The 19,674-nt window shown below is 35.7% G+C and carries 20 protein-coding genes; 8 read left to right on the forward strand and 12 right to left on the reverse strand.

Annotated features, from left to right (window positions below; all coding sequences use genetic code 11):
- The gene (locus ACPF63_RS07935; protein WP_047385298.1) at positions 1 to 885 is read right to left on the reverse strand and encodes a lysophospholipid acyltransferase family protein; all 885 of its coding nucleotides are present in this window, start codon (positions 883 to 885) and stop codon (positions 1 to 3) included.
- Positions 886 to 965: 80 nt separating this feature from the next.
- Here ACPF63_RS07935 and ACPF63_RS07940 point away from each other — a divergent pair, with 80 nt between their 5' ends.
- Positions 966 to 1,538, forward strand: coding sequence for a thioredoxin family protein (locus ACPF63_RS07940; RefSeq protein WP_426482619.1), 573 nt, complete (start codon positions 966 to 968; stop codon positions 1,536 to 1,538).
- Positions 1,539 to 1,587: 49 nt separating this feature from the next.
- Here ACPF63_RS07940 and ACPF63_RS07945 read toward each other — a convergent pair whose 3' ends face one another.
- The 4 genes from ACPF63_RS07945 to ACPF63_RS07960 all read right to left on the reverse strand — a co-directional run bounded on the left by ACPF63_RS07945 (position 1,588) and on the right by ACPF63_RS07960 (position 7,431).
- Positions 1,588 to 2,949, reverse strand: coding sequence for an aldehyde dehydrogenase (locus ACPF63_RS07945; protein ID WP_426482620.1), 1,362 nt, complete (start codon positions 2,947 to 2,949; stop codon positions 1,588 to 1,590).
- A 254-nt stretch (positions 2,950 to 3,203) separates the two neighbouring features.
- Positions 3,204 to 4,766, reverse strand: coding sequence for an MFS transporter (locus ACPF63_RS07950; protein ID WP_426482621.1), 1,563 nt, complete (start codon positions 4,764 to 4,766; stop codon positions 3,204 to 3,206).
- Between the two features lie 278 nt (positions 4,767 to 5,044).
- Positions 5,045 to 6,091: an HlyD family secretion protein gene (locus ACPF63_RS07955; RefSeq protein ID WP_426482622.1), complete on the reverse strand. Its 1,047-nt coding sequence runs from the start codon at positions 6,089 to 6,091 to the stop codon at positions 5,045 to 5,047.
- Between the two features lie 5 nt (positions 6,092 to 6,096).
- A complete protein-coding gene (locus tag ACPF63_RS07960; protein ID WP_426482623.1) occupies positions 6,097 to 7,431 on the reverse strand; it encodes a TolC family protein in 1,335 nt (444 codons plus the stop codon).
- Positions 7,432 to 7,567: 136 nt separating this feature from the next.
- On the opposite strand from ACPF63_RS07960, the gene ACPF63_RS07965 reads away from it, so the two are divergent.
- Positions 7,568 to 8,371 (forward strand): helix-turn-helix domain-containing protein, encoded by an 804-nt coding sequence (locus ACPF63_RS07965; protein ID WP_426482624.1) that lies wholly within the window; start codon positions 7,568 to 7,570, stop codon positions 8,369 to 8,371.
- 180 nt (positions 8,372 to 8,551) lie between these two features.
- On the opposite strand, the gene rplI is transcribed toward ACPF63_RS07965, so the two are convergent.
- The 7 genes from rplI to ACPF63_RS08000 form a co-directional block, all read right to left on the reverse strand.
- Positions 8,552 to 9,052, reverse strand: a complete 501-nt coding sequence (gene rplI, locus ACPF63_RS07970) for a 50S ribosomal protein L9 (protein WP_426482625.1) — start codon at positions 9,050 to 9,052, stop codon at positions 8,552 to 8,554.
- A 112-nt stretch (positions 9,053 to 9,164) separates the two neighbouring features.
- Positions 9,165 to 9,467: a 30S ribosomal protein S18 gene (rpsR, locus tag ACPF63_RS07975; protein WP_034706728.1), complete on the reverse strand. Its 303-nt coding sequence runs from the start codon at positions 9,465 to 9,467 to the stop codon at positions 9,165 to 9,167.
- Positions 9,468 to 9,500: 33 nt separating this feature from the next.
- The gene (gene rpsF / locus ACPF63_RS07980; RefSeq protein WP_077416927.1) at positions 9,501 to 9,842 is read right to left on the reverse strand and encodes a 30S ribosomal protein S6; all 342 of its coding nucleotides are present in this window, start codon (positions 9,840 to 9,842) and stop codon (positions 9,501 to 9,503) included.
- A 195-nt stretch (positions 9,843 to 10,037) separates the two neighbouring features.
- The gene (locus tag ACPF63_RS07985) at positions 10,038 to 11,390 is read right to left on the reverse strand and encodes a chloride channel protein (protein WP_426482626.1); all 1,353 of its coding nucleotides are present in this window, start codon (positions 11,388 to 11,390) and stop codon (positions 10,038 to 10,040) included.
- A 42-nt stretch (positions 11,391 to 11,432) separates the two neighbouring features.
- The gene (locus ACPF63_RS07990; protein WP_426482627.1) at positions 11,433 to 12,056 is read right to left on the reverse strand and encodes a hypothetical protein; all 624 of its coding nucleotides are present in this window, start codon (positions 12,054 to 12,056) and stop codon (positions 11,433 to 11,435) included.
- A 262-nt stretch (positions 12,057 to 12,318) separates the two neighbouring features.
- Complete coding sequence (locus tag ACPF63_RS07995) at positions 12,319 to 13,626, reverse strand: dihydrolipoamide acetyltransferase family protein (protein WP_426482628.1); 1,308 nt, start codon at positions 13,624 to 13,626, stop codon at positions 12,319 to 12,321.
- 63 nt (positions 13,627 to 13,689) lie between these two features.
- On the reverse strand, positions 13,690 to 14,517 hold the full coding sequence (locus ACPF63_RS08000; protein WP_077416935.1) for an SAM hydrolase/SAM-dependent halogenase family protein: 828 nt from the start codon (positions 14,515 to 14,517) through the stop codon (positions 13,690 to 13,692).
- Positions 14,518 to 14,650: 133 nt separating this feature from the next.
- On the opposite strand from ACPF63_RS08000, the gene ACPF63_RS08005 reads away from it, so the two are divergent.
- The 6 genes from ACPF63_RS08005 to ACPF63_RS08030 all read left to right on the forward strand — a co-directional run bounded on the left by ACPF63_RS08005 (position 14,651) and on the right by ACPF63_RS08030 (position 19,628).
- Positions 14,651 to 15,610, forward strand: a complete 960-nt coding sequence (locus ACPF63_RS08005; protein WP_077416937.1) for a PhoH family protein — start codon at positions 14,651 to 14,653, stop codon at positions 15,608 to 15,610.
- 119 nt (positions 15,611 to 15,729) lie between these two features.
- The gene (locus tag ACPF63_RS08010; protein ID WP_077416938.1) at positions 15,730 to 16,392 is read left to right on the forward strand and encodes a porin family protein; all 663 of its coding nucleotides are present in this window, start codon (positions 15,730 to 15,732) and stop codon (positions 16,390 to 16,392) included.
- Positions 16,393 to 16,525: 133 nt separating this feature from the next.
- Positions 16,526 to 17,023 carry a hypothetical protein gene (locus ACPF63_RS08015; protein ID WP_047385284.1) on the forward strand — a complete coding sequence of 166 codons (498 nt, stop codon included), beginning with the start codon at positions 16,526 to 16,528 and terminating at the stop codon, positions 17,021 to 17,023.
- 460 nt (positions 17,024 to 17,483) lie between these two features.
- Complete coding sequence (locus ACPF63_RS08020) at positions 17,484 to 18,152, forward strand: outer membrane beta-barrel protein (protein WP_426482629.1); 669 nt, start codon at positions 17,484 to 17,486, stop codon at positions 18,150 to 18,152.
- A 72-nt stretch (positions 18,153 to 18,224) separates the two neighbouring features.
- A complete protein-coding gene (locus ACPF63_RS08025) occupies positions 18,225 to 18,887 on the forward strand; it encodes an outer membrane beta-barrel protein (protein ID WP_180563865.1) in 663 nt (220 codons plus the stop codon).
- 72 nt (positions 18,888 to 18,959) lie between these two features.
- A complete protein-coding gene (locus ACPF63_RS08030; protein ID WP_426482630.1) occupies positions 18,960 to 19,628 on the forward strand; it encodes a porin family protein in 669 nt (222 codons plus the stop codon).
- Positions 19,629 to 19,674: the final 46 nt, after the last annotated feature.

Here is a 19,674-nt window from a genome sequence, read left to right on the forward strand (position 1 = left end):
CTATTTTTTTTCGGAATCAAAATTTTTGATGGAGTCCTGGTATTTCCATTTTCTGTGTGACCAAAGATAGTTGTCCGGATTTTTGTGTAATGTGTTTTCCAATAATTTATGGAACTTTCTTACCACTTCATTTTCAGTAAACTTTTCACCATCAGGACATATTCTATGATAATTTACCTGATAATAACCACGTTTTACCTTCTTCATCTCACAATAGATGAAAACAAGATCCATTCTGGTAGCCAGCTTATCATATCCAACAAAAGCAGGAGTTCTCTGATTCAGGAACTCTAATCCGTACGTGACATGTGCGAAGTGAGGAGTCTGATCTGCTACAAACATATAGGCTGAATCTCCATTGTTTTTAGATCTGAAAATATTCAGGATCACTTCATTGGCTTCCAATGCTTCATTTCCGAATTTATTACGGACCTTCCTCATCTGATTCTCCCAGAAGTCATTATTTACCTTTCTGTATACAGGATGGCAATGCGCCTGGGGAACAATCTTTGCCAATGCATTGATCCACTCCCAATTGAAGACATGTCCTGCCAGAAGGATAATGTTTTTACCCTCCTTTTTAGCATCATGAAACAGTTCCTGATTGATGTGCTGCATTCTCACCCTGGCTTCTGTCTCAGAAATGCTGAAAGATTTGATAGTTTCTACCAGATAATCTGAAAAATTAAGGTAGAATTTTTTCCGGATCTCTTTAATTTCTTCTTCCGATTTATCAGGGAAAGAGTTTTTCAGATTTTGGGTAATTACCTCTTTTCTGTATCCTACCAGATAATAGTTCAGGAAAAAGATCACGTCCGAAAAAATATACAATATTTTAAGCGGAAGTTTGGAGATCAGATATAATATTTTGATTAGAAAATTCATAAAACACGCAAATTTAGTGATAATAAAATTATGGTTCTATTTTTGCAGAGGGATATATATTATTTTTTTACTTTTATGTTATGAAAAAATTGACAATGTTAGCATTCCTGGGACTAAGTGTAATCGCTTTTGCACAGGATGTAAAAAATACACCTGATAAAGGAAATCAAAAAAACGCTCTTATAGTTCCGACTGAGCAGAAAGAATTAGAAGCAAAGAAAAAAGCTGCTGAAGAAAAAGCTAAGCTGCCAAAGCCTTATGATCCGAAAGCGGATGCTCAGGCTGATATTAATAAATTGGTAGCCCAGGCTAAGAAAGAAGGTAAAAACGTTATGATCCAGGCTGGCGGAAACTGGTGTATCTGGTGTCTTCGTTTTAATAATTATGTACAAACTACTCCTGAATTAAAGGAAATAGTGGATAAAAACTATGTCTACTATCACCTGAACTTTTCTCCGGACAATAAGAATGAAAAGGTTTTTGCCCAATATGGGAATCCGGGTGAGAAATTTGGCTATCCGGTTTTTATTATTTTAGATAAAGACGGGAAAATGATCAAGGTTCAGCAAAGTGATGTTTTAGAAGAAGGAAAAGGGTATAGCAAAGAAAAAGTAAAAGAGTTCTTTACTACCTGGGCTCCTAAAAAAGGATAAAATAAAAAACTGCTTCAGAAATGAGGCAGTTTTTTTATTTCTATGAGTATTACATTAATTTCTTAATCCAGCTTAATTTTTTCTCAGAATACGGTGGATATTTGATGTTCGGTTCACCCCAGGTGGCTTTTTCAAGAACAGCTTTTTGATGTGAGAAAGTTTCAAAACCGTATTTTCCATGATAATTTCCTATTCCTGAACTTCCCACCCCTCCAAATGGCAGATGATCATTGCTTAAATGCATTACCGTATCATTGATGCAGCCTCCTCCAAAAGAAAGTTTCCGTGTAAAGATTTCTTTTTCCTCGGAATTATTGGTAAAAAGATAGGCAGCCAATGGCTTTTCAAGTTCCAAAACAGAATTGAGAACTGCATTGTAGCTTTGAAAACTGATAACCGGCAGGAGAGGTCCGAAAATCTCTTCCTGCATGATTTCGTCATTCCAGTTTATAGGGTTCAGAATAGTAGGCTCTATGTGTAGCTTTTCTTCATCAAAAGATCCTCCGGAATAGATTTTTTCTTTATCAATAAGGTGTATAAGGCGCTGGAAATTTCTTTGATTAATAATTCTTGTGTATTGCCCTGAGCCTGGTTCATATTTAAATTCTTTGATGTATTTTCTGAGCATTTCCAGAAATTGCTCCTGAATGGTTTCTTCTACCAACAGATAATCGGGAGCTACACATGTTTGTCCGGCATTGAGGAACTTTCCCCATACAATTCTTTTTGCTGCTATTTCAAGATTGGCATTTTTGGTGACAATAGCCGGAGATTTTCCTCCCAGTTCAAGTGTTATGGGAGTAAGATGCTCTGCTGCCGCTTTGTAAACAATCTTTCCAACCTTTGTACTTCCTGTAAAAAATATTTTGTCAAATTTTAATTTTAAGAGAGCTGTCGTTTCATCAATACCACCTTCGTATACGTAAAGATATTCAGGAGGAAAGTTTTCATTGATGATAGAAACCATCGCCTTCATCGTATTTTCAGCAATTTCGCTGGGCTTAAGAATACAGCAGTTTCCGGCTGCCATTGCCGCAATAACAGGAGAAAGGGATAACTGATAAGGATAATTCCAGGCTCCGATTACCAGTACACAGCCAAGAGGGTCTGCATAAACTTTACTGCTCCCGAGCTGGTTGACAAGATTGGTGCTTACTTTTTTAGGCTTTGAAAGAGATTTTAAATTCTTGATATAATAATTGATATCATTCAGAATAAAAGATAGCTCTGTTGTGAAAGTATCAAATTCGGATTTTCCAAAATCCTTGTTAATCGCTTCATACAGCATTTTCTCATTAGCAATAATAAGGCTTTTAAGCTTTTCAAGATACATTTTCCGGAAAGCAAGATTTTTGGTCTGCTGTGTTGTAAAAAGATCCCTTTGGTTCAGTAAAATTCTTTCAATTTCCATTCGTAAGCTTTTGTATTAAACGTAGTGCTTTGCGCAATATTGCTGCTGGAAAAATACGAACAATAAGCTGGCCAAAGTGGATAGAGGATAGAGGATAGAGTTGGAAGATGGAAGAAGGGAGATGGAAGTTACTTTTGGTTGTTTGAAGACAAGTAGTTACTTCAATAAAAAATTATTAAACTTTTTATATTGATCCAAATGAATTTTGAGTATTACTTTTATCTCAGGAACTTCGATCTTCCAGCTCCCTTCTTTTACATTATATTTCTCACAGCTATTTTTACCGGATGATACAGCAATAAACAGATGGCCGTAATTAATGCGAGCCAGAAAAGTCCCGTGAAAATTTCCATATTGGAAAGGAGAATAGACTGAGCTGTTATTTTGGCTTTAAAAGCACCGGCTGTCATTGATAAAGAATCATTAACTGACAGTTTTGAAATATTAGCACCGAAAAGCTGATTCCACTGACTGTAAAAAATGGGATTGGTGTCTGTAAAATTAGAACTAATTGTATCAGAGTGTTTTAAGGTTAAAAAAAGCATCAGATTCTGCATTAATGCATAACCAATAGCTGTTGTCCAGAAACGGGTTGTGGTTCCTAAAGCTGTAGCATTGGGCACATATTCTTCCGGAGTTCCTGAAATCAAAAAGAAAACTAGCGGCGTAAATAATAATCCCTGAGCAACGCCCTGTAGAAATAAAGGCGGACAAATCGTAGAAAGGGTAGTGTCAGGATAAAAAGTATAGGTAAACCATGCACAGTCTATTGCAAGTAACAGAAATCCGGTAAAGAAAACAATTCTTGAGGAAACTCCACGAACCAGGCAGATTCCTGATAATACTATACCCAGAAGAGTTCCTGCAACATTCCAGTACTGGATGTTTACAATATAATCCCAGGGCCATTTCCATACCGTAGCCATGATGCTGTAGACATTATTCAGCCCTGATCGGATCAGGTAAAAAATGAAGAACAGAATCATTCCTGCAATCACATTTTTTGAACTGAAAACTTCAAAATGAAATAATGGTCTCTTGGAATTTCTTTGTTTAAGCATAAATAATCCTCCCGAAAGCAGGAATATAAATAAACACATGATAATGGTATCAGACTCGAGCCACATCAGTCTTTTACCATAAATAATAGCATAACCGCCAGCCTGCAGACATACCCAAAGTAAAAACCAGCTGGTAACATCCAATTGGTACAAAGGTTTTTTAGGAAAGAATCTGTTTCTGTTGAATAAAGCAATGCCAATGATCAGTACAAATACATGGAAATAGACCATCATCAGGATCATATGCTGAAAATCGTAGTTCTCAATGCTTGATTTCAACAGGGAAGTGGTTATTGTACCCCCGGTGAGCATAATGGTATACATGAAAAGGTAGGCTAAGACTTTGGCGTGTTTCGTTTTTAATTCAGCAATAATCAAAGGAAGGAAAATAGCACCTTCCAACAGCCCGAAAATTCCTTCTAAAAACCGGATCACCAAAATAACATGATAATCGTGAGTTACCGATAAAATGTAAAGTATAATAACAGAAATGGAGGCCATCAGCAGGACATAATATTTGACGCTGAAATAAGCCATAAACCGCTGTAAAACTAAAAGGGTAACCACAAATGTCCCATACATCAAAATCATTAAATACTGGATGTCATCTGAATCAACATCCATAAAAGAAGAGGTGAAGGCGCTGTTGGAATGCAAAAGCGACAACAACATCAGGTGGGGAAACAATGCCAATATAAGAAGCGGCAGTTTCAGCCATTGTGGTACCCATTTATGATAAACTGTATTGTGTTGCATAGTTTTTTGAAAGCATTAAAAGATAAATGCTGAAAAGGCAGATAAGTAAACTCACAGCCTGAGTTTAAAAATGCGAAAAGACAAAAAAGCAAGGTGTAAAAGTAAAAGGTAAAATGGCAAATATGCTTAAGAAAAAATTTGCAGATTCGCTATTTTGCAGTCTTGTCTTTTCGCTAAAAAAATAATTTAATCGTAAAGTATGAAATGTATTGATTTGAATTGATTTTTAATTGAATAACTTTGTACTCTAGTACTTCAATTCACTCCCACACTCAAACTTATATCTTCTTCGCGCTCACGAGAACATTCATTCCGGAAAGCAGTTTTTCGTTGTCTTTATTATTATCAAGAATAATTTTTACAGGAAATCTCTGTTCAATTTTTACAAAGTTTCCGGTTGCGTTATCAGGTTTTACTAAAGAAAACTGTGATCCTGATGCAGGAGAAACGGAAAGTATTTTTCCTTTAAATTCTACGTCGGGATAAGCATCTGCAGTAATAATGACTTCCTGGTTCTGATCAATCTGTCCAAGTTGTGTTTCTTTGTAATTGGCAATGATCCATTTTTCTTTGCTGACCATCTGTACCAAAGCCTGACCTTCTTTAATCAATTGCCCTTCCTGAATAGTCTTTTTTCCAACCCACCCATCATAGGGAGCCGTAATTACAGTATAAGAAAGATAGAGTTTGGCAGTATTCAGGCTTGCAGAACTCTGCTGAATCTGGCTTTTAACAGGGGCAACCTTGGTTTGCTGTTCACTGGCTCCGGCTCTTACTGCATTTTTTTGCTGTTCCAATGCCAGAAGATTGGCTTTTGACTGTTCATATGAAGCTTTTACATTTTCAAATTCCTGTTCGGTAGCGGCATCTTCTGACAGCAGGTTTTTATATCTTTTAAAATCCTGTTCTGTTCTCCAGATATCAATTCTTGCAGAAGCAATTTTGGCATCAATGATCTTTGTATCGCTTTCTTTAGTATTGACACCGCTTTCAATAGTGCTGATGGTAGCTGTATTGGCGTGGAGATTGGCTTCTGCCATTTGTACCTGATTTACAAACTCTCTATTGTCTATGATAATTAAAGTATCTCCTTTGTGTACAAACTGATTTTCATTAAACTGTATTGCTTTGATAAATCCGGAAACCTTGCTGGATACAGGAGTGATATATTGTTCGATCTGTGCATCGTTGGTAGTGACATTCTTTCTTGAAAAAAGATAAAAACTGACCATTCCTGTAATTCCGCTGATAATCAGGATCCAGGCCAGTAAAGTAATGGACTTGTTGATTCTTTTTTCCTTTTGTGTCAGTTGTTTCTGTGCCATAGTTTTTATAAGTTTCCAATCGTATATTGGAGTTGGTAATATTTAAGTTGTCGGTTTATTTTTACGGAAATAAGGTTAGATTCTGCCTCCAGATAAGTATTGTCGGCATCGATCAGTTCAGTGATAAGACTTAGTTTGTTCGCATATTTTGTTCTTACAATACGATAGTTTTCTTTAGCCTGGTCAATCGCTTCTTCAGCAATTTTCACTTTCTGGTCTGTTTCTTCAAACTTTTTGTAGGCTTCATATACACTGTGTCTTATTTTCTCTTCATTTTCTGCTATCTGAAGCATGGCAAGGTCTATATTTTCCCGTGCTTCCTGCATTTTGTATTTATTTTTATACAGATTTTCGATAGGATAGCTAAGGTTCACACCCATCATTCCCAGACGGTATGCATACGGTTCGGGAGGAAAAAACATCATATTCGGATACTTTAAAAAATATTCTCCTCCTGCTGTAATTTTAGGTAAGTAATTCGCTTTGGTGATTTTTTGATCCAATTCCTTCAGTGAAAGATTTTTGTGAGTGATTTCAACGGATTCATTTTTATTTAAAGCTGTTTCAGTCAAATCATCAATATAAGGAATCGCAGCATTCTCCGAAATAAGATCTTCCGTATTCACATGCATTTCCTGAATTTCCGGAAGAGAAAGAATAGTTTTCAGTTTGTGCTCTGCAATCTGAATATCGTTATCCAGTTCTGTCCAGCTCATTTTATGATTGGAAAGCTGCAATGAAGTTCTCAATACTTCATTCACTGTTACGACTCCGTTGGCTTTAAGAGCTTTTACCTGTTTGATGTTAACCGAATCTTCTTTCATCTTATCATTGATGAGACTTTGCTGTTCTTTTAAATGATGGATCTGCAGAAAAGCTGTGATGATTTCCATGGTAAGCTGTCTCTCATCCAGATGCGTTCTTAAAGCAGATATTTCAGTGTCAATAGCCGCTTTTTTTTCTGTATTTTTTATTTTGCCGCCCATGTACACAGGGATTGATGCAGATAATGTAAAATCATACATCCCATTGATCGCATCATACCTTGTCGCTTTGTTAAATACGCCATTCTGATGCTGATACAGATTGGTTACCTGAGTATAGCTGGTATGAAATTCAATGTCCGGAAGCTTTTCCATTTTGAGATCTTTCTCTTTGGTAGCGGACATTTCCTGTTTTAGATGACTTATCTGAATGTTTTTGTTGCTTTTCAGACCAATCTCTACAGCTTGTTGTAAGCCGAGATGCTGATAATCTATCATCTGTGAATGTAAAAAGCTGCTCAATAATAAGCACAACGCCATGCATAGATATCGGCATGCGTTAAATATGATATTCATAAATTAATTAAAGGATTTTTGCTAAAATGATTTTGATGCAGCAAAGTTACGACGACAAGAGTAGGACCTGATTTGTGAAAACAGAAAAAGATTTGCTCATTTACGCCAATTTGAAAAATCTTCTTATCTTTATTTCATGAATGACAGTCATTTTAAAGCCGTAGAAGAGGAGGATGCTGAATTTTACATCTATCATGTCCTCACAGGTAATGTAACAACAGAGATTCATTATCACAGTTCTGCACAATTAGTATATGCAGAAGGAGGTATTGTGCATGTTTTTACAGATCAGAAGCATTGGTATCTTCCTGCAAGGTGCTTTATGTGGATTCCTGCCGGAACACCTCACTACATTTTTTCTACCAGTCCGAAAGTTGATTTATATAATTTTTATTTTAAGAAGGAAGAAAGCGAAAATGGCTTTTTTGATGAAATTAATATTTATTCTGTTAATAATCTACTTCGGGAGATGATTTTATATACTAAAGAATGGGATGGGAAAATCACAAAAAATGACCACTCTAAATATTTTTTTCTCAAAGCGCTTAAAGGAGTTTTACACGAGAAAAAGCACAGACACCTTGCATTTCCCATACAGCATCCCTTTCCTAAGGATGAAACACTATTAAAGATTGCAAGATATATTCATGCGAACCTTGAAAAGCCCCTTACTATAGAATCTACGGCCAAAGAATTCGGAATGAGTACCAGAACTCTTTCGAGGAAATTTAAAGAGATTCTGGGCATGAATTACGTCCGTTTTCTACGGGCATTACGAATTACCCGTTCCCTTGAGCTGATGCTGGAAGGAAAATACAATATGTACGAAATAGCAATGATGGTAGGATATAATAGCCTGTCGTCTTTCAGTAATATTTTCAAAAAAGTAATTGGCATTGCTCCTACGGAATATCAGCAGAAACTGAGAGGGGATAAATAGTGAGTGGAAGTGTTTGAGAGAGCAGTAATAGCTTTTTTTGTTATAAGATTTATTGAGAGGAGATTTCCTTCTCTGGAGAGGTGGATTTATGCAGGGCGAGAAGATGGGGGAATTCAATAAAAAAACCACTTCAAATAATTGAAGTGGTTGATATTGTGAGAAAATCTCAGTTGCTTAAAATTAAGCTTCTTCAGATTTAACTTCTTCTTTTTTAGCAGGAGCAGCTACAACTGGAGCGTCAGATATGATATCGAATTCGAAATTGTACTCAACGTTTCTGTGTAATCTGATGTTTGCCGTTACTTTACCAGTTCTCTTAATAGTGTTCCCTGGAATTTTGATATATTTCTTCTCTACAGAAACTCCAGCTTTAGCAAGAGCTGCAGAAAGATCTGCATTGTTGATAGATCCGAATAATTTGTCACCAGAACCTACTTTTGCAGGGATAGTGATAGAAGTTTTCTTTAATTGATCTACTACAGCGTTAGCAGCAGCGATTAATTTAGCTTCTTCTTCTTTTCTAGCTTCTAATGTAGCTTCTAAAGCAGCTTTGTTTTTAGGTGTAGCTAAAAGAGCAATTCCTTGAGGAAGTAAGAAGTTTCTAGCATAACCTGGCTTTACGCTTACTGTATCAAACTCAAGTCCTAAGTTTTCTACGTCTTGTTTTAGGATGATATCCATTGTTGTTGTCCTTTTTAAAGATTTTAGAGTGTTCTAAAATCAAGTTAGAATTAATTAATTTATTTATTCAGCAACAAAAGAAGAGACTGCTCTCTTCTTTTATTTATTTGTCTTATTTCAATAAGTCAGCTACGTAAGGTAGTAAAGAAAGGTGTCTTGCTCTTTTGATAGCAGCAGAAACTTTTCTTTGGTATTTTAAAGAAGTTCCAGTGTATCTTCTTGGTAAGATTTTACCCTGCTCGTTTACAAATTGTAATAAGAAATCAGCATCTTTGTAGTCAACGTGCTTAATTCCGTATTTTTTGAATCTACAATATTTCTTTTCAGATTTTGTATTGATATCAAGCGGAGTAAGGAATTTTACTTCTGATTCTCCTCCAGCTGAGGCTTGTTTAGCCATTTCATCTATTGCCATGTCTTGTCTTTTTTAAAAAAATAGGGTTAATAATTAAGCTTTAGCTGCTTTTACTTTAGTTCTTCTAGTTACAGCATACTCAACAGCATGTTTGTCAAGTTTCGTAGTAAGGTAACGGATTACTCTTTCGTCACGCTTAAATGCTAATTCTAGATCAGCTACTACACTACCTTCTCCTTTGAATTCGATTAGAGTATAGAACCCGTTCTTTTTCAATTGGATAGGATAAGCTAATTTTTTTAATCCCCAGTTTTCTCTAGCAACGATTTCGCAGTTCTTTTCTTTGATAAGATCTACATACTTGTTCACTGCTTCCTCTACCTGTGACTCAGATAGAACGGGAGTTAAAATGAAAACAGTTTCGTAATTGTTCATAATGTTAAATGAATTTGTTAATTATTTCGAGGTGCAAAAGTAGAGAATATATTTCTTATATGCAAGAGGATTCATGAAATAGTTGCGTATTGATGGTTTATAGTTTCAAGTTTAATATTGGGGATATTCTTAATGAAAAGCTATTTTCAATACAATACTTTTCCAAACGATCAACTTTCAACGGACAATTTCTGACTAATCTTTTTGTCTTAGCTCCGTCAGAAAATTGACCTTCAATACATCATACAGCGAATGTCTGCTTACTAAAATAGAAACAATGGAAGAAACCATTCCTGCCAGCATCAGGTGGAAAATCAATGAATGTCTGTCTGTCATTTCCAAAACAATAATTGCTGAAGTAAACGGAGCCCTGGTAATTCCCGTGAGAAAAGCTACCATTCCGGCCAGAACAACAACATTCGTTTCGTTGGGTGTTAAATGAATGGCACCTGAAATAACAGAGCCTATACTTGCTCCCGCTGTGAGAGCAGGGGCGAAAATTCCTCCTGCACCACCGGAAGTAAAAGAAAGGGCAGGGCCAAGCATTCTTAGAACCGGAACATACCAGTCTTCATGCTTATCCTTCGTAAAAAGAACACGCTCCATAATTTCTTTCCCGGAGCCCAGAATTTCCCTGTTGATGAAATAAGCGATTGAGGCAATAATCAAAGCACAAATGATCAGAAATATAACATTGGCCTTATCGGTTTTCAGTTTGTTTTTTTTCCAACTGTTGATTTTAAGCATCGCAACAGAAAGCTGACTGGCTAGAATACCAGCAACTGCAGCAACAAGTACAATGGGAAACATAACCATTAAAGAAACATCATTGGTCTTCGGATATCCCAGATATAAATAAGAACCAGCAAGTGTTTGTGCTGTAAGACCGGCAATAATTACTGCAGTAAACAAAGCTGTTTTGAAGTAATTGATATGGGTTTTTGACAGTTCTTCCACAGCGAAAACAATACCTCCCAACGGAGTGTTGAAAGCTGCGGCAAGCCCGGCTGCGGCTCCTGTCATAATCATGTTTTTCTTGGAAATTTTTGGCCACCATTCGGGAAGATACTCGTTGACTTTTCTGAAAACAGAGCCTGCAATCTGAATAGTAGGTCCTTCACGTCCTACCGCACCTCCTCCGATGACCAGAATGACTGAAGACAGGATTTTGAAAAATATAATCTTAATACTCAGAAGGCTTCTGATCTTGCGGTGTTCTTTCGGATTGGCGAGTTCTACCGCAGCCATGACCTGTGGAATACCGCTTCCTTTGGCATTGGGCGCAAATTCTTTTACCAGCCACCAGGAAAGTACAAATCCTATGGGAGCGATGATGAAAATCATCCATGCATGCCAGTCAAAGATAAAATTCATAAGATGTTCACCCCAGGCAAATATCTGTGCATACATGACGGCAAAAAAACCTGTAATAACAGATCCTATCCAAAAAGGAATAGCCTGAAGCAGATTGTACTTCAGCTGTTCGTTCCGGATATTGTCAAAGGAATTTTTGATGGATTTCCGTATCAGGATGAAAATTTTCAGCATTTGTCTGTTTTGAGGGATGAAATTACGGTAAAATTTTGAAAATTATAGGTCGTTTAAAAATTTTGAGATGATTTCAGCGTTTCCAATTGTAAGTATTTCCGGTAAACCAAAGCTTAAAATATTGTTTTCCACTTCAAGTTTGAAATTTTCATTCGGAAAAGTTTTTATAGCTGCTTTTCTTTTTGGAGTTAGAAAATTCATGGTTTTAAATTGATCACTTCCTAAAACATAGAAATCTTTAAATTCATGATCTTTCAAATTGATAGTAAAACTGCTGAATATTCCTGCAATCTTATCCATTAATTTCTTTTTATTGATGGAGATATACCCAAAATCTTCCTCCACCTTTTTGAGTCCCCAAAGTTGAATAGTGTCAAATTTACGACCTAACCGGCCTCCTTCGGATGTCATTCCAACTTTGCTGACGATAAAAAGATAGAAAGAATCACCTGTCGTTCTGTCTTTTACAAAATAACAGATTTGCGGGATGAATATGGGATAGAGATCATGAGAACTGAATTGTTCATAGGGAGATTCTTTAAGATCAATTACAGAAATTTCATAGACCGCAGAAAGCTGATCGTAGACTTCAGCAATGAGATTTTCATCCTGTTCGGTGAAATCAGAAAATTTAGTCATGTCATACTTTCTGTAATCCAGATCCATTGTTGAATATTATTTAAGTTTAAAAATAGCGCTAATAAATCTAACTTCCAAAAAAGTTATTGTAGATAGAATTGTGTTTAATTTGTTATTGATTTAATAAATTAAATACCTTTTATTTAAATATTTGTAATTGTTATTTTGTGTTGTTTGATCTTTTGATATTTCATTGAGTTTTGGTTAACAAAAACAAAAAAACCTCCGAAAAACGGAGGTTTGTATTTAAAACCGGCAAAAATTACTTTATTGCTGATTGTATATTTACTTATATTTCTGTGTTCAGATCCCAGTTTTCAAGATAGTCGTGAACATGCTTCAGCATCATTCCTCCTAAAGAACCGTCTACCACTCTGTGGTCATAAGAGTGAGACATGAACATTAAGTTTCTGATAGCAATTACATCACCATCAGCTGTTTCAAGAACTGCAGGCTTCTTAACGATTGCTCCGATGGCTAAAATAGCTACCTGAGGCTGAGGAATGATAGGGGTTCCCATAAGGTTTCCGAAGCTTCCTACGTTAGAAATAGTATAGGTTGCACCCTGAGTGTCTTCAGGTCTTAATTTCTTGTTTCTTGCTCTGTAAGCCAGGTCGTTGATTGCTTTTGCAAGACCTGAAAGTGATAACTGATCAGCATTTTTAATTACAGGAACAATAAGGTTTCCGTCCGGAAGGGCAGTAGCCATACCAATGTTGATGTTTTTCTTTTTGATGATGTTTTCACCATTGATAGAAACATTGATCATTGGGAAATCCTGAATTGCTTTTACTACAGCTTTTACGAAAATTGGCATAAAAGTCAATTTTTCACCTTCGCGCTTTTCAAATACGGCTTTATTTTTATTTCTCCATTTCACAACGTTGGTAACGTCTGTTTCGATGAAAGAAGTAACGTGTGGAGCAATTTGTTTTGCTTTTACCATGTTTTCAGCGATGATCTTTCTCATTCTGTCCATAGGAATGATCTCATCACCTGCGCTTACCGAGATTGTAGCTGCCGGAGCAGATACTGCTGGTTTCGGAATGGATGCTGCCTGTACAGGAGCCGCCTGCTGAACCGGCTGGTTTCCTCTGTTAGCAACATATGTTAATATATCTTCTTTTGTAATTCTTCCTTCCAAACCGCTTCCTTTGATAGATTTCAGTTCAGTTTCAGAAATATTTTCCTGTTGTGCAATAGATTTTACAAGTGGAGATAAATAAAGATCTCCTGAGAATTCTACGTTTGAAGCAGCTGTTGTTTGTAAAGGCTCTTCAATCGCTTTTAAAGTGTCAGCATCCGGAGTAGCCGCCGGAGTTTCAGTTTTTACTTCTTCTGAAGCTGCGCCTTCTCCTTCAATTTCTAAAATAGCAATGGCTTCACCTACTTTTGCAACTTCATCTTTTTGCTTTAAAATTTTTACGATTTTCCCCGAAACTGGTGTCGGAACATCTGAATCTACTTTATCTGTTGCAATTTCTACTACGGAGTCATCCTCCTTTACGTTATCACCTTCATTGAATAACCAAGTGATAATTGTCGCTTCCATAACACCTTCTCCCATGGAAGGAAGCAATAATTTGTATTCTGCCATTTTTGATTTTTAGATTTTGACAAATATATAAAAAAAATCGGTTTTTTTATGAAATATATAATCTTAGCTGAATTCAATATAAATATTTTCGCCCACATTCAATCCAAACAGGCTTTTAGCACCGTTTTTCTTACTTCCTTTATAGATGGTAAGCTCCAATAATTGACTATCATTGAAAATAGCAGCAGACTGCCCATGGAATTCTGTTTCCCTTTCCCAGTCTGAAACAACCTCCGTATGGCTGGAAAATATCCTTGAAAGGCTTAAATTTCTGAATTTTATGGTAAAACTATCGTAGCCTTTGCTGATATTTTCAAAAAAGTCTTTGTTGATATTTGAGATTATATTTCCGAAATTATCAATATAAGTTACTTCACCGATAATCATGCCTTCCGATTCATTATAAACTGCTCTTGGGAACATCAGTTGTTTGGCTGTACTTATTTTTCGCCCTATTACTTCAGGGAGTCCGCCATTGGCAAGATGTACCGCTGCAGGAACAAAAATATCTGTAGAAGTAAAGTTGATGATGTCATCAAAACGGTTGTTAAGCGTAAGTTCATAGATTGCTTCCGGTTTAATATCAAAAAAGATAAGGCTTAAAAGACCGTTATCTGCCGCTAAAAAGTAAGATCCATCGGCTTTGTAAATGATATTCTTTCTTGATCTGTTGTGAAAACTGTCTACGGAAATGATGTGAATGCTTCCTTTAGGAAAATATTTATAAGCATTTCTTACAATATACGAAGTCTGTATAAGGTTGAATGCCTGGATATCGTGGGTTATATCAATAATATTAACCTCAGGGTTTAGAGACAGAATTTTGCCTTTCACAGCGGCAACTCTGTAATCTAAATTTCCGAAATCCGAAGTAAGGGTAATAATTGACATGAGCAATTTCTAGAATAGTGTAGTATTGCAAAGTTATTTAAAATAAAAAGAAAGCCCGAAAGATTGTTGAAAAGAATTTGATATAAATTTGAAAAAAAGCTTTAATTTTAAAATCTAAAAATAAAAATACTGCATGTTTGAATTAACATATGATTTGGAAGATATCGATGCGAAAATCTTCTATGGAGTTAATAACCAATATTTCAACTTAATAAAATCAAGCTTTCCAACCATTAAAATTACAGGAAGAGATCATGTCATCTTTGCCATGGGAAATAAGGAAGCTTTAGACATACTGAAACAAAAACTGAATGATATTGTCAGTTTTATCTCCAAAAATAACTCAATAGGCCTGAAAGACGTTGAAAATATACTAAATATTAAAGACGAAAATGAGAAACAACTGGTTTTTGATCAGGATATTATCGTAAAAGGGGTCAACGGAAAAGTTATTAAGGCTAAAACAACCAATCTTAAAAAATTGGTAAAGGAGACGGAGAAAAAGGATATGGTCTTCGCCATTGGTCCTGCCGGAACTGGAAAAACATATACCAGTGTAGCATTGGCCGCAAGAGCTTTAAGAGATAAAGAAGTGAAAAGAATCATTCTGACAAGACCGGCTGTAGAAGCGGGAGAAAGTCTGGGATTCCTTCCGGGTGATCTTAAAGAGAAGCTGGATCCATATTTGCAGCCTTTGTACGATGCACTTCGTGATATGATTCCCCATGAGAAACTGGAAGGTTTTATGGAGAAAAAAGTAATTGAAGTAGCTCCTTTGGCTTTCATGAGAGGACGTACCCTTGATGATGCTTTTGTGATTCTTGATGAAGCGCAGAATACTACCCATGCACAGATGAAAATGTTCCTTACCAGAATGGGTATGAATGCTAAATTCATTATCACAGGAGATCCGAGCCAGATTGACCTTCCGAAAAACCAGCAGTCCGGGCTGAAAGAAGCTATGAGGATTTTAAACGGAGTGAAGGAGATCGGGTTTGTGCATCTTACAGAAGAGGATGTGGTAAGACATCCGGTGGTAAGAAAGATTATTCTTGCTTATAATGATGAGGACAAAAGACTAAGAAACGACTAGTTAAGAATAGGTGAAAGTTTCCGTTAACCTTTTATTAACCTTAAATTGGTTAGTTAAAATTTGTTAATTTGAAAAAAATAATTAGTTTTGCAGACCTTGAATGTAAAAACTAATTAAACATGAAAAAACTTTTACTTGTTGCAGCAGTCGCTGTTATGGGAATTTCTGCAAACGCTCAGGAATTTCGATTTGGTCCTAAAGCTGGTTTCGCAATGTCAACTATTAAACTGGATGATAAGCAAGATGATCTTGACGGAAGAAAAATGTCTCCTAAATATACTTTCTATATCGGTGGAATGGCTGAGTACAAATTCAATGATAACTTTGCTGTTCAGGGAGAGGTTTTATACTCACCACTTGGAGCTAAAGAAAAAATTGATGGAGTAAATGCTGGAGGAATGTATTTTGGGGAGTCAACTAAGATTACTTTTGGAACTCTTTTGGTTCCTGTTTCTGCAAAATACTTTATTACTGAAGGTTTTTCTGTAGCAGCAGGTGTTAACGTAGGAATTATTCTTACGGCTAAACAAAAAACTGTAATTGGCTCAGATTTCCTTGATGTAGAAGTGGAAGGAGATACTGGTGATGTGGATATTAAAAAAGATATCAAATCTTTAAACCTTGCTCCTTTCTTAGGCGTTGAATATATGCTGGAGAACGGACTTTTCTTTGATGCAAGATACAGCTTAGGTGTATCCAACCTATCTAACGATAATAGTGGAGGTACTGTAAAGAACAGCTTTGCTCAGGTGGGTGTAGGTTTCAAATTCGGAGGAAACTAATTCTGAAAATCTTATTTAGAAATAATAAAAAGCAGGACAAAAATTGTTCTGCTTTTTCTCGTTGTAGAGCAGTTGTATCCTTATGATGAAAATAATTAGTACTTTTGCAGAATAATTCAAAGCTACTAAAAAAATGAAAAAACTATTATTACTAGGTGCTTTTGCACTTTTAGGAGGTGCTGCTCAAGCACAGGAAGGTTTTAAAATTGGTGGACATATTGGGGTTCCTGTGTCTGATGCAAGTGATGTATCTTCATTTACATTAGGAGTGGATGCTGCTTATATGTGGAATATTGCTAAAGGTCTTGACCTTGGGGTAACAACAGGATATTCTCATTTCTTCGGAAAAGATCACTTTGATGATTTCGGATTTATTCCTGTAGCTGTTTCCGGTAAATACAGATTCTCTGGAGCTCCTATCTTTGTAGGATTAGACCTGGGATATGGTATCTCTACAAAAGATGGAGTAGATGGAGGTTTCTATGCACAGCCTAAATTTGGATATCAAATGTCTAAAGGAGAGTTGTACATCGGATATCAGTCAATCAGTAACAGACGTGACTATGGTTGGTACAGAGATAGCTGGAATGTAGGAGCTGTTAACATTGGTTATAATTTCTTTTTGAAATAAGAAAGCAATTGCATATTAAAACTCCGGCCGAAGGCCGGAGTTTTTTTTGATATAATATAAGCAGACTGTACAGACTTTTATCAGAAATTTTTGAAATAATGACCCTACAGCGATTAGGAAAAGATAAAAACAACTTCATATTATAAACAAATGTTTAAATTTTAAGAGTTAATAACTTAAAAATTAATATTTTAGGTTAACTTATTTTGGCGTTTTTCCAGAATTCATGGGGTTTTAGAAAAAAAAACGAAAATTTAAAAAAGTAAACATATTCGCCTCTCGTTAGTAAAATGGAGTTTTTTTATTCATAATATTGTGAAAAACTCAATAACTTCTCTTAACTATGATTTATTTTTACAATACTCTAAAATTTAATAATGATATTAATCACATTAACAAATTTTAATATTAATGGGGACCACTGTAAATTTGCCCTCAGAAAGTATTAAAATTTTTTAAAATGAAAAAAATATTATTAGCGGGTGCTGTTGCACTTTTTGGTTTATCAAACGCTCAGATTGCTAAAGGAACTACATATTTATCAGGATCTGTTGGTTATTCTCAAGTAGAATCTAACAACGGTAACGATAAAAAAGAAAACTTCAACGTATTACCTACAGTTGGATATTTCGTAAACACTAACCTAGCAATTGGATTAGGAGTTGGTTACCAGACTGAAAAGAACACTTTATCTACAACTACAACTTTAGGAAACACTACAATCGTAAACGAGAGCGTAGTTAAAACTCCTGCATTCGTTGTTGCTCCATTCGTAAGAAAATATTGGACTTTATCTGACAAGTTATATTTCTTCGGGCAATTAGCAGTACCAATGCAGTTCGGAAAAACTGAAACTGAAAACAACTCTGTAGCTACAACTACAACAGGTTCAGGAACTTCTGTGGTTTCTAACTCTACTTCTACTGAAGCTAAATACACTAAAATCGGTGTTACTGTGAAGCCAGGTTTAGATTATTTCTTAAACAAAAACTGGTCTATCGAAGCTACTATCGGTGAGTTCGGTTACAGCAACTACAAGCCAAAAGATGGTGATGCTACAAACAACTATAACTTCGGATTGAATTTATCTTCTGTAACTTTCGGAGTTAAATATGTATTTGCAAAATAATAAACAAAGCATATAGCAAGAAAGCCCTGAGAAATTCTTAGGGCTTTTTTTTATAAAACTAATATAATAATCATGAAAAAAATCGTATTGATGGGCGCTGTTGCGCTTTTTGGTTTATCAAACGCACAGATTGCTAAAGGAACTTCTTATCTTTCAGGACAGGTAGGGTTTTATCACAAGGAAACCAATGAATTTGGTGGGAACAGAAAGGACAATGTAATCAGGATTCTTCCTACAGCAGGTTATTTCGTTAATACAAATTTAGCGGTAGGACTAGGAGTAGGATACAAAAGTGCTGTTACCAAATACAAAGTAAATGCAAGCGAATTCAGTAATCCGGTTGAAATAAAAAATACGGATAACGCATTTGTGGTAGCTCCATTCATAAGAAAATACTGGACTTTATCTGATAAATTATACATTTTCGGACAATTGCAGGTTCCATTGGAGTTTGGCAAGGAAGAGTTGGATTTTAACAGTGATGGTAATGGTGGAGATCCTATACTTTCCGCTCCGTTTATGCAAAAAAATAACTATACTAATATTGGAGTGAATATTAAGCCGGGTCTGGATTATTTCATAACGAAGAACTGGTCAATTGAAGCCACAATAGGAGAGTTCGGGTACAATACTTACAAAAGAGATATTGACGGTGCCAAAAGAGCTGATGACTACAAATTTGGGATCAGTTTAACTTCTGTAACTTTCGGAGTTAAATATGTATTTGCAAAATAATAAATAAAATAGATGAATTAGTCCTGAGATTGCTATCTTAGGACTTCTTTATTATAAAACTATTTAATAATCATGAAAAAAATCTTATTAGCGTCTGCAATCGCTTTATTTGCAGGTTTAAATGCGCAAACTACTTTCGGGGTAAAAGCGGGTTACGCTTTATCAAAATTAAATTCTAGTGAAGGAGATTTTGAATTTGGTGGATTTGAAGCAAGTTTAAAATCCAAGTCAGGATTTTATGTTGGTGGTTTGGTTGAATATAAATTCAATAATAAGTTTGCCGTTCAGGGAGAGGTAGAATATGCCAATCTTGGCGGTAAAGCAGAAGTTGGAATATCAGGTACTGGTTTTACCTTAACTGAAAAGATGAACCTTAACAGAATCGTTATTCCTGTATCGGCAAGATATTATGCAACTCCGGAACTGGGAATTTATGCAGGTCCGTATGTGAGTTTTAAGACCAATAACAAGGTGAAATTTGAACTAAATGGTCCCAATGCCGGGATGGTAGATCCTTCAGGACTTAAAGAAGGAGAACGCTATTTAGAAAGAGAACTGAATGATGGTTTAAAATCTACCGATTTTGGGTTATTCCTAGGGGCTGACTACAACATTCATAAAGGATTATTTGTAGATGCACGTTACAGCTTTGGTCTTACGAATATGATCAAAAATCCTGTAGATGGTGAAACATTGAGAATGAATTTCTTCCAGCTGGGGCTAGGATATAAATTTAAATAAACCCATATTCAGATAAAATAAAAACTCTCAGAATTTCTGAGAGTTT

Source organism: Chryseobacterium sp. R2ACT005 (assembly GCF_049949215.1).
Classification (GTDB): domain Bacteria; phylum Bacteroidota; class Bacteroidia; order Flavobacteriales; family Weeksellaceae; genus Chryseobacterium.

Coding starts and splice junctions, on each gene's coding strand:
- ACPF63_RS07935 (WP_047385298.1), bottom strand. CDS start 885: ATGAATTTTCTAATCAAAATATTATATCTGATCTCCAAACTTCCGCTT.
- ACPF63_RS07940 (WP_426482619.1), top strand. CDS start 966: ATGAAAAAATTGACAATGTTAGCATTCCTGGGACTAAGTGTAATCGCT.
- ACPF63_RS07945 (WP_426482620.1), bottom strand. CDS start 2,949: ATGGAAATTGAAAGAATTTTACTGAACCAAAGGGATCTTTTTACAACA.
- ACPF63_RS07950 (WP_426482621.1), bottom strand. CDS start 4,766: ATGCAACACAATACAGTTTATCATAAATGGGTACCACAATGGCTGAAA.
- ACPF63_RS07955 (WP_426482622.1), bottom strand. CDS start 6,091: ATGGCACAGAAACAACTGACACAAAAGGAAAAAAGAATCAACAAGTCC.
- ACPF63_RS07960 (WP_426482623.1), bottom strand. CDS start 7,431: ATGAATATCATATTTAACGCATGCCGATATCTATGCATGGCGTTGTGC.
- ACPF63_RS07965 (WP_426482624.1), top strand. CDS start 7,568: ATGAATGACAGTCATTTTAAAGCCGTAGAAGAGGAGGATGCTGAATTT.
- rplI (WP_426482625.1), bottom strand. CDS start 9,052: ATGGATATCATCCTAAAACAAGACGTAGAAAACTTAGGACTTGAGTTT.
- rpsR (WP_034706728.1), bottom strand. CDS start 9,467: ATGGCAATAGATGAAATGGCTAAACAAGCCTCAGCTGGAGGAGAATCA.
- rpsF (WP_077416927.1), bottom strand. CDS start 9,842: ATGAACAATTACGAAACTGTTTTCATTTTAACTCCCGTTCTATCTGAG.
- ACPF63_RS07985 (WP_426482626.1), bottom strand. CDS start 11,390: ATGCTGAAAATTTTCATCCTGATACGGAAATCCATCAAAAATTCCTTT.
- ACPF63_RS07990 (WP_426482627.1), bottom strand. CDS start 12,056: ATGGATCTGGATTACAGAAAGTATGACATGACTAAATTTTCTGATTTC.
- ACPF63_RS07995 (WP_426482628.1), bottom strand. CDS start 13,626: ATGGCAGAATACAAATTATTGCTTCCTTCCATGGGAGAAGGTGTTATG.
- ACPF63_RS08000 (WP_077416935.1), bottom strand. CDS start 14,517: ATGTCAATTATTACCCTTACTTCGGATTTCGGAAATTTAGATTACAGA.
- ACPF63_RS08005 (WP_077416937.1), top strand. CDS start 14,651: ATGTTTGAATTAACATATGATTTGGAAGATATCGATGCGAAAATCTTC.
- ACPF63_RS08010 (WP_077416938.1), top strand. CDS start 15,730: ATGAAAAAACTTTTACTTGTTGCAGCAGTCGCTGTTATGGGAATTTCT.
- ACPF63_RS08015 (WP_047385284.1), top strand. CDS start 16,526: ATGAAAAAACTATTATTACTAGGTGCTTTTGCACTTTTAGGAGGTGCT.
- ACPF63_RS08020 (WP_426482629.1), top strand. CDS start 17,484: ATGAAAAAAATATTATTAGCGGGTGCTGTTGCACTTTTTGGTTTATCA.
- ACPF63_RS08025 (WP_180563865.1), top strand. CDS start 18,225: ATGAAAAAAATCGTATTGATGGGCGCTGTTGCGCTTTTTGGTTTATCA.
- ACPF63_RS08030 (WP_426482630.1), top strand. CDS start 18,960: ATGAAAAAAATCTTATTAGCGTCTGCAATCGCTTTATTTGCAGGTTTA.